This window comes from Pseudomonas sp. X10 (genome assembly GCF_054889225.1).
Map to the genome: position 1 here is coordinate 5,712,415 of NZ_CM142677.1, position 7,609 is coordinate 5,720,023.

Here is a 7,609-nt window from a genome sequence, read left to right on the forward strand (position 1 = left end):
CAGTCATGCCGTGCGGCGCAGTATCAGCAGATGGCGCTGGCCTTGGCAACCCGGAACGGTCAAGGCCTGCTCGCTCTCCACTGTGAAGTCTTGCGGCAATGCTACCAGTTCGTCAGCTGGATGCAGACCTTTCATTGCCAGCCACTCCGTCTGGGTGTCTCCCAGATGCCGCGTCCAGTTGGTGAAGTTCTCCATGCTGCTGAAGGCACGGGAAATGATTCCGGTGAACGGTTGGGCCGGCTGAAACTCTTCGACCCGCTTGTGGATAACCTCAAGGTTGTCCAGCTTGAGCTCCAGTTTCACCTGGGTCAGGAAGCGAGTTTTCTTGCCGTTGCTGTCCAGCACCGTGACCTGCTTGTTCGGATGCAGGATAGCCAATGGAATGCCGGGCATACCACCGCCGCTGCCGACATCCAGCCAGCGCGGGCTCTCGCTGTGGATAAACGGCATGATGCTGAGGCTGTCGAGCAGGTGCCGCGACACCATCTCGTCCGGATCGCGCACAGCAGTGAGGTTGTATGCCTTGTTCCATTTGATCAACAGGGCCAGGTAGGCCAGCAGTTGTTCATGTTGCCGCTCGCTCAGCTCGACACCGAGCTGGCGCGCGCCTGTGGACAACTCTTCGGCATGTTGCGGGGTGACCAAGGAACTCAAGCGCTTTGCTCCAACTCGCGGCCTGCGCCGCGTTTTTTCAGGTGAATCAACAACAGGGAAATCGCCGCCGGGGTCACGCCGGGGATACGCGAAGCCTGACCCAGGGTTTCCGGACGGGTCTGGCCAAGCTTGCTCTGGATTTCCTTGGACAGGCCAGCGATCACGCTGTAGTCGATATCAGCGGGCAGGCGGGTGTCTTCACTGGCGCGCAGCCGGGCGATTTCTTCCTGCTGCCGGTCGATGTAACCGGCGTATTTGGTCTTGATCTCGACCTGCTCAGCCACTTGCGGGTCCGCGACTTCGCCACCGGTCACCTCAACCAAGCCGGCGTAGTCGACTTCCGGGCGGGTCAACAGGCTGAGAAGGTTGTATTCATGGCTCAGCGGGGTACCGAATTTTTCGCTGATGGCCTGGCCTTGCGGGGTATCTGGACGGACCCAGGTGGATTTCAACCGCTGTTCTTCACGTTCGATGCCTTCGCGCTTGGCGCAGAAGGCTTCCCAACGCTGGTCATCGATCAAACCAAGCTCGCGGCCTTTCTCGGTCAGGCGCAGGTCCGCATTGTCTTCACGCAGAATCAGCCGGTACTCGGCGCGCGATGTGAACATGCGGTACGGCTCTTGGGTACCCAAGGTAATCAGGTCGTCGACCAGAACACCGATATAGGCCTCGTCACGGCGCGGGCACCAGCTATCACGACCTTGCGCACGCAGTGCCGCGTTGGTCCCGGCGAGTAGCCCCTGGGCACCGGCTTCCTCGTAACCGGTGGTGCCGTTGATCTGGCCGGCGAAGAACAAGCCGCCAATGACCTTGGTCTCCAGGCTGTACTTCAGGTCACGCGGATCGAAGTAGTCATATTCGATGGCATAGCCTGGACGCACGATATGGGCGTTCTCCATACCGCTGATCGAACGGACGATCTCCAATTGCACGTCGAACGGCAGCGAGGTGGAGATACCGTTGGGGTACAGCTCGTGGGTGTTCAAGCCTTCCGGTTCGATGAACACCTGGTGGCTCTGCTTGTCGGCAAAGCGATGGATCTTGTCTTCGATCGACGGGCAGTAACGCGGGCCGATGCCTTCGATCACACCGGAGTACATCGGCGAACGGTCGAGGTTCGAGGCGATGATCTCGTGAGTGCGCGCATTGGTGTGGGTAATCCAGCAACTGACTTGGCGCGGATGCATCTCGACGGAGCCCATGAACGACATCACCGGGATCGGCGTATCGCCTGGTTGTTCGGTCATGACCGAGAAATCCACAGAGCGGCCGTCGATACGTGGTGGGGTACCGGTTTTCAGTCGGCCGACGCGCAGAGGCAATTCGCGAAGGCGGTGCGCCAGGGCGATCGCGGGCGGATCACCGGCGCGACCGCCAGAGTAATTCTGCAGACCGATGTGGATAAGTCCGCCAAGGAAGGTGCCGGTGGTCAACACCACGGAGTCGGCAAAGAAACGCAGCCCCATCTGGGTCACCACACCGCGCACCTGGTCCTGCTCGACAATCAGGTCATCACAGGACTGCTGGAATATCCACAGGTTCGGCTGGTTTTCCAGGATCTCTCGTACCACTGCCTTGTAGATGGCGCGGTCCGCCTGGGCACGGGTAGCCCGTACGGCTGGGCCCTTGCGGTTGTTCAAAACCCGGAACTGGATGCCGCTCTTGTCAGTGGCCAGCGCCATCGCGCCGCCGAGCGCATCAATTTCCTTGACCAAGTGGCTCTTGCCGATACCACCAATGGCCGGGTTGCAACTCATGTGACCGAGGGTTTCCACGTTATGGGTCAGCAACAGGGTTTTCACACCCATGCGTGCAGACGCAAGCGCAGCCTCGGTACCGGCATGGCCGCCGCCGATGACGATCACTTCAAAACGGGAAGGGAAATCCACCACGCACCTCGTGCCTGTTTTGCGAATTAGAGAAAGGTAAGCAGACAAGTATAGGGACTTCCTCCCCCCTAAAGGAACCTTTTGCGCAAAATTTGACCAGGCTGTGGATGAATGGCCGTAATAGAAATCAAGAGAGAGAAATCTTATAAAAGCTTTATTTTTATGTTTATTCTTATGCACCCACTATTCTGTGGATAACATCACACAGCCCTTTGACTGCGCTATGTACAGAGATTCAAAACCCTGTGTTCTACTGCCCTTGTGGGTTCTGGATAACGCCTTTAAACCTGTGGATTAAATGCCATGTTACCCACAGGCGATTTTATCTCCAACCTTGAGGCCCTGTTATCAACTGAGCTGAAGGCGACTTTTCCACAGGGCTTAGCCGGTGAATAGCCAGTCGAAAGCCCACTGATAGCCAATGAGATAGGTGGAGAATTTTCGTTCGCGCTAGAGCCGCGCCAAGAATTCAGGCCGCAGGTGTGCCTGTGGATGGATGTGGCAAAGGCCGATCGGACGCGGCCAGGGAAGGACGTGCCGCTGACGCTTCAGCAAGCGCCAACGGACTGGAGGGGCTATTTACCGATGCAGAAGCTGGAGAAGATCCGCCCGAGAAGGTCGTCAGAGCTGAAGGCCCCTGTGATTTCCCCCAACGCCTGTTGTGCCTGGCGCAGATCCTCGGCCAGCAGCTCGCCGGCCCCTGCCAAGGTCAACTGAGCGCGTCCGTGCTCCAGATGGGCACTGGCCTGACGTAAGGCCTCTAGGTGGCGCCGGCGCGCACTGAAGCTGCTCTCAGCAGTTTGCTCGTAGCCCATACAGGCCTTGAGGTGCTCACGAAGGAGCTCCAGTCCCGTGTCAGCGTCTTTTGCACTCAACGTGATGGTGACATGGCCATCATCGCTCTGCTCCAGAGCAACGGTCTCACCACTGAGGTCAGCCTTGTTGCGAATCAGCGTAACCTTGGCCGGGTCAGGTCGCAGGTCCAGGAACTCTGGCCACAAGGCAAAAGGATCGCTGGCTTCAGGAGCAGTCGAGTCGACCACCAGCAATACGCGGTCCGCTTCGCCAATGGCCTTGAGTGCCCTCTCCACGCCGATCTTTTCCACATGGTCGTCGGTGTCACGCAGTCCTGCAGTGTCCACTACGTGCAGGGGCATGCCATCGATGTGGATATGTTCGCGCAGGATATCCCGGGTCGTGCCGGCGATATCGGTGACAATGGCCGCTTCCCGGCCGGCAAGTACATTGAGCAGGCTGGACTTGCCAGCATTCGGGCGGCCCGCGATCACCACGGTCATGCCATCGCGCAGCAAAGCACCCTGCCCGGCTTCGCGTTGTACTGTGGACAAGCCGCTGCGCACGGCATCTAGCATGTTGAGAACATGCCCGTCCGCCAGGAAGTCGATCTCTTCTTCAGGGAAGTCGATGGCCGCCTCGACGTAGATCCGCAGAGCGATCAGCGCCTCGGTGAGGTTATCCACACGGCGGGAAAACGCCCCCTGCAGCGAGCGCAATGCATTGCGCGCCGCCTGGGCCGAGCTGGCCTCGATCAGGTCTGCAATCGCCTCGGCTTGCGTCAGGTCGAGCTTATCGTTGAGGAAGGCACGTTCACTGAACTCACCTGGACGCGCCAGCCGGCAGCCCAGTTGCAGGCAGCGCTGCAGGAGCATATCCATGACCACCGGACCACCGTGGCCCTGCAGTTCGAGCACATCTTCACCGGTGAACGAGTTAGGGCCCGGGAAGAACAAGGCGATGCCTTCATCCAGCACCAGGCCGTCCTCGGCCTTGAAAGGGCCGTAATGGGCATGCCTGGGCGTAAGCGCGCGCCCAGTGATAGCCAGCCCGGCCTGGCTGGCCAGCGGGCCAGACAAGCGCACGATACCGACGCCTCCTCGTCCCTGGGCGGTGGCAATGGCGGCTATGGTTTCACGCACAGTATTCATGCTGGGAAGCCTCTACGACAAAAACGACAGATAGCAAAAACGCCCCACTGAGGGGCGTTTTTATTCACCGGCTAGGATCAGCCTATCAAGCGGCAGCTTTTTTGGTAGCTGCTTCGATACCGCGGGTGATGTACCACTGCTGAGCGATGGACAAGCAGTTGTTCACAACCCAGTACAGTACGAGACCCGCCGGGAACCACAGGAAGAAGAAGGTGAAGATGATCGGCATCATTTTCATCACCTTGGCCTGCATCGGATCCGGTGGCGTCGGGTTCAGCCTCTGCTGGATGAACATGGTCGCGCCCATGATGATCGGAAGGATGAAGAACGGATCCTTGATCGACAGGTCGGTAATCCAGAACATCCACGGAGCCTGGCGCATCTCGACGCTTTCCAGCAATACCCAGTACAGGGCCAGGAACACCGGCATCTGCACCAGGATCGGCAGGCAGCCGCCCAGCGGATTGATCTTCTCTTTCTTGTACAGCTCCATCATCGCCTGGGACATCTTCTGGCGATCATCACCGAACTGTTCTTTCAACGAAGCCAGTTTCGGAGCCACTGCACGCATGCGCGCCATCGAACGGTAGCTGGCGGCCGAGAGCGGGAAGAACAGGCCCTTGATCAACATGGTCAGGACAATGATCGACCAGCCCCAGTTACCCAGCAGGTTGTGGATATGTTGCAGCAGCCAGAAGATCGGCTGGGCAATGAACCAGAGGATGCCGTAGTCGACGGTCAGCTCCAGGCCTGGGGACAACTCTTTGAGCTTGGCTTGGATCTTCGGGCCGGCATACAGCATGGCGCTGGTTTCGGCCTGGCCGCCAGCCGGGACGTTCAGTGCCGGGCCGGTGTAGCCGATGATGTAGTTGCCCTGGCTGTCCTTGCGGGTCTGGACGAGATTGTTGTCCGACTTATTCGGGATCCAGGCGGTCACGAAGTAGTGCTGCAGCCAGGCTACCCAGCCGCCGGAAACATTTTCTTTCAGACTGCCTTTGTCGATGTCCTTCATCGACACTTTCTTGTACGGCTCGGCACTTGTCCACAGGGCGGCGCCCAGGTAGGTGGCAGTGCCGGTCGCAGTGCTCGAAGACGGATCGGAGCTAGCGTCACGCTTGAGCTGGGCAAACAGGTTGCCGGTCCAAGCTTGACCGCTCTGGTTGTCGATCAAGTAGCTGACAGTCAGGTCGTACTCACCGCGCTTGAAACTGAAGCGCTTGATGTAGTTGACGCCGTTCTCGCTGAACTTCAGGTCGACGACCAACTGCTCCTGGCCATCAGCCAGTTGATAACTTTTCTGCTCTGCAGCGTACAGCGGGCGGCCGGTGGAGCGGGCATCCGGGCCATTGACGCCGGTCAGACCGCTCTGGGCCAGGTAGACACGCTCGTTACCGTTGTCGAACAGCTGGAACGGAATATCCGGATGATCCTGGCGCCGTGGGTACAGGGGCAGGTTCAGTTGGACGATGTCACCGCCCACAGGGTCGATAGCCAGGTCCAGGACGTCGGTCTTGATCCGGATCAGGTCCTTGCTGACCACAACCGGGGCCAGTTCGGCTGGGCTGGATTCAGCATTGGCGCTCGGCACATCGGCACTTGCACCGGTATTGCCGGCCTGCGGGGTATCCGGCAGTGCCGGGGCAACATTGCTGGCAGCAGTATTCTGAGTCGGCAGGGCAGCCTGGCCATAGTCCTGGTTCCACTTGAGGACCATGACGTAGGACACGATTGCCAGGGCGACGATCAGGATCGTGCGTTTAATATCCATGATTACTCGGCTATCGAAGAAGTTCGGGAGGAAGGAGCTGGCGGAACCGGATCGAAACCGCCGTCGTTCCACGGATGACAACGTCCCAGGCGACGAACGGTTAGCCACCCGCCACGCAGAAGGCCATGCGTTTCGATGGCTTCATAAGCGTAACAGGAGCAACTGGGGTAGAAACGACAGTGACTAGCCATCAGTGGACTAATGGCGTAACGGTAAAACTGGATCGGAACGAGGGCCAGTTTACGCATCGTGACTGTCTACCCCTACGGAATCGGCGTTAACCGCTGGAGAGGGCCGGCTGCGTGCAAGGCGCTTCCAGAGCTTGCCAAAGTGTTGGTGCAATTCTGGGTTTTCTATCTCGCCCAACCCCTTGCGCGCGACGATCACGATATCCCAGCCAACAAGCATTTGCTGGTTAAGGCGAAAGGAATCGCGCATCAGGCGTTTCAGGCGATTGCGTTGAACGGCGAGCTTGACGCTCTTCTTGCCGATCACCAGCCCAAGGCGTGGGTGATCGAGACCGTTCTCGCGGGCAAGGATAAGCAGGCATTTCCCTGGAACCTTGCCGGTTGGGGAGTCGAAGACCGCTTTGAAGTGCCGGGGTGTAAGCAGACGCTTGTCCCGACTGAAGTCCTGACTCACCACCTATACCGAAAAATCAAATGGCCAGACGCTTACGGCCTTTGGCACGGCGACGCGACAGAACAGCACGGCCGTTCTTGGTGGCCATGCGGGCACGGAAACCGTGAGTGCGCGCGCGCTTGATGGTGCTTGGTTGGAAAGTACGTTTCATGGCGTGTTACCTGGGTTCGTCGACAACGGGCCGGAATGGCCCCCGTTTTAAGAGATCGGCGATTCTAGAGAAAGCAAGCCCATAGGTCAATTTCCAACCAGCGTTTCCTTATAGAAGGGCATCGGGATCGGACCAGAGGGGAACGGGTTGTCCAGGCGGCACGCAGTACTTCAACATAAAAAAAGAGAGAGAGGTTATATAAAGCTTTTTTGAAGAACCTATAGATCTTAAGTGGATAACTTTCTGTGGATAAGTGCCTTTAGGCCTTTAAGTATGCCATGTACAGAGAATCATAACTCTGTCGGTAACGCGTGCTCCACCTGTGCTGGACCGTCGGAAAAGCTGTGGAGCAAAAGCCACGTTATCCACAGGCAGGTTATCCACCGATTTCGAGGGCGGGTTGTGCAAAGACCTCAGGGGTGGTTATCCACAGAGCTTATTCACATGCCAGCCATGGCTTTTCGGACGCTAATTTGCTGATTTGACATTGTTCATGTCACACCCGCATGTGGATAACTGAGCGCCTGCTCGGTACAATGGCGGCTTGTTTTTGCCTCAC

At 58.2% G+C, this 7,609-nt stretch carries 7 protein-coding genes; all 7 read right to left on the reverse strand.

Annotated elements, in window-relative coordinates:
* Nucleotides 1–3: 3 nt before the first annotated feature.
* Nucleotides 4–654 (reverse strand): 16S rRNA (guanine(527)-N(7))-methyltransferase RsmG, encoded by a 651-nt coding sequence (rsmG, locus tag ACYU03_RS26060; protein ID WP_461887473.1) that lies wholly within the window; start codon nucleotides 652–654, stop codon nucleotides 4–6.
* On the reverse strand, nucleotides 651–2,543 hold the full coding sequence (mnmG, locus tag ACYU03_RS26065; RefSeq protein ID WP_461887474.1) for a tRNA uridine-5-carboxymethylaminomethyl(34) synthesis enzyme MnmG: 1,893 nt from the start codon (nucleotides 2,541–2,543) through the stop codon (nucleotides 651–653). Before mnmG ends, rsmG begins: the two co-directional genes overlap by 4 nt.
* Before the next feature lie 575 nt (nucleotides 2,544–3,118).
* On the reverse strand, nucleotides 3,119–4,489 hold the full coding sequence (gene mnmE / locus ACYU03_RS26070) for a tRNA uridine-5-carboxymethylaminomethyl(34) synthesis GTPase MnmE (protein WP_461887475.1): 1,371 nt from the start codon (nucleotides 4,487–4,489) through the stop codon (nucleotides 3,119–3,121).
* Nucleotides 4,490–4,574: 85 nt separating this feature from the next.
* Nucleotides 4,575–6,257, reverse strand: a complete 1,683-nt coding sequence (gene yidC / locus ACYU03_RS26075) for a membrane protein insertase YidC (RefSeq protein WP_461887476.1) — start codon at nucleotides 6,255–6,257, stop codon at nucleotides 4,575–4,577.
* A gap of 2 nt (nucleotides 6,258–6,259) precedes the next feature.
* Entirely contained in the window at nucleotides 6,260–6,505 is a 246-nt protein-coding gene (gene yidD, locus ACYU03_RS26080; protein ID WP_082422780.1) for a membrane protein insertion efficiency factor YidD, read from the reverse strand.
* Entirely contained in the window at nucleotides 6,498–6,902 is a 405-nt protein-coding gene (rnpA, locus tag ACYU03_RS26085) for a ribonuclease P protein component (protein WP_461887477.1), read from the reverse strand. The genes yidD and rnpA overlap by 8 nt, the downstream gene beginning before the upstream one ends.
* A 13-nt stretch (nucleotides 6,903–6,915) precedes the next feature.
* Complete coding sequence (gene rpmH / locus ACYU03_RS26090; RefSeq protein ID WP_003253163.1) at nucleotides 6,916–7,050, reverse strand: 50S ribosomal protein L34; 135 nt, start codon at nucleotides 7,048–7,050, stop codon at nucleotides 6,916–6,918.
* Between the last annotated feature and the right edge of the window lie 559 nt (nucleotides 7,051–7,609).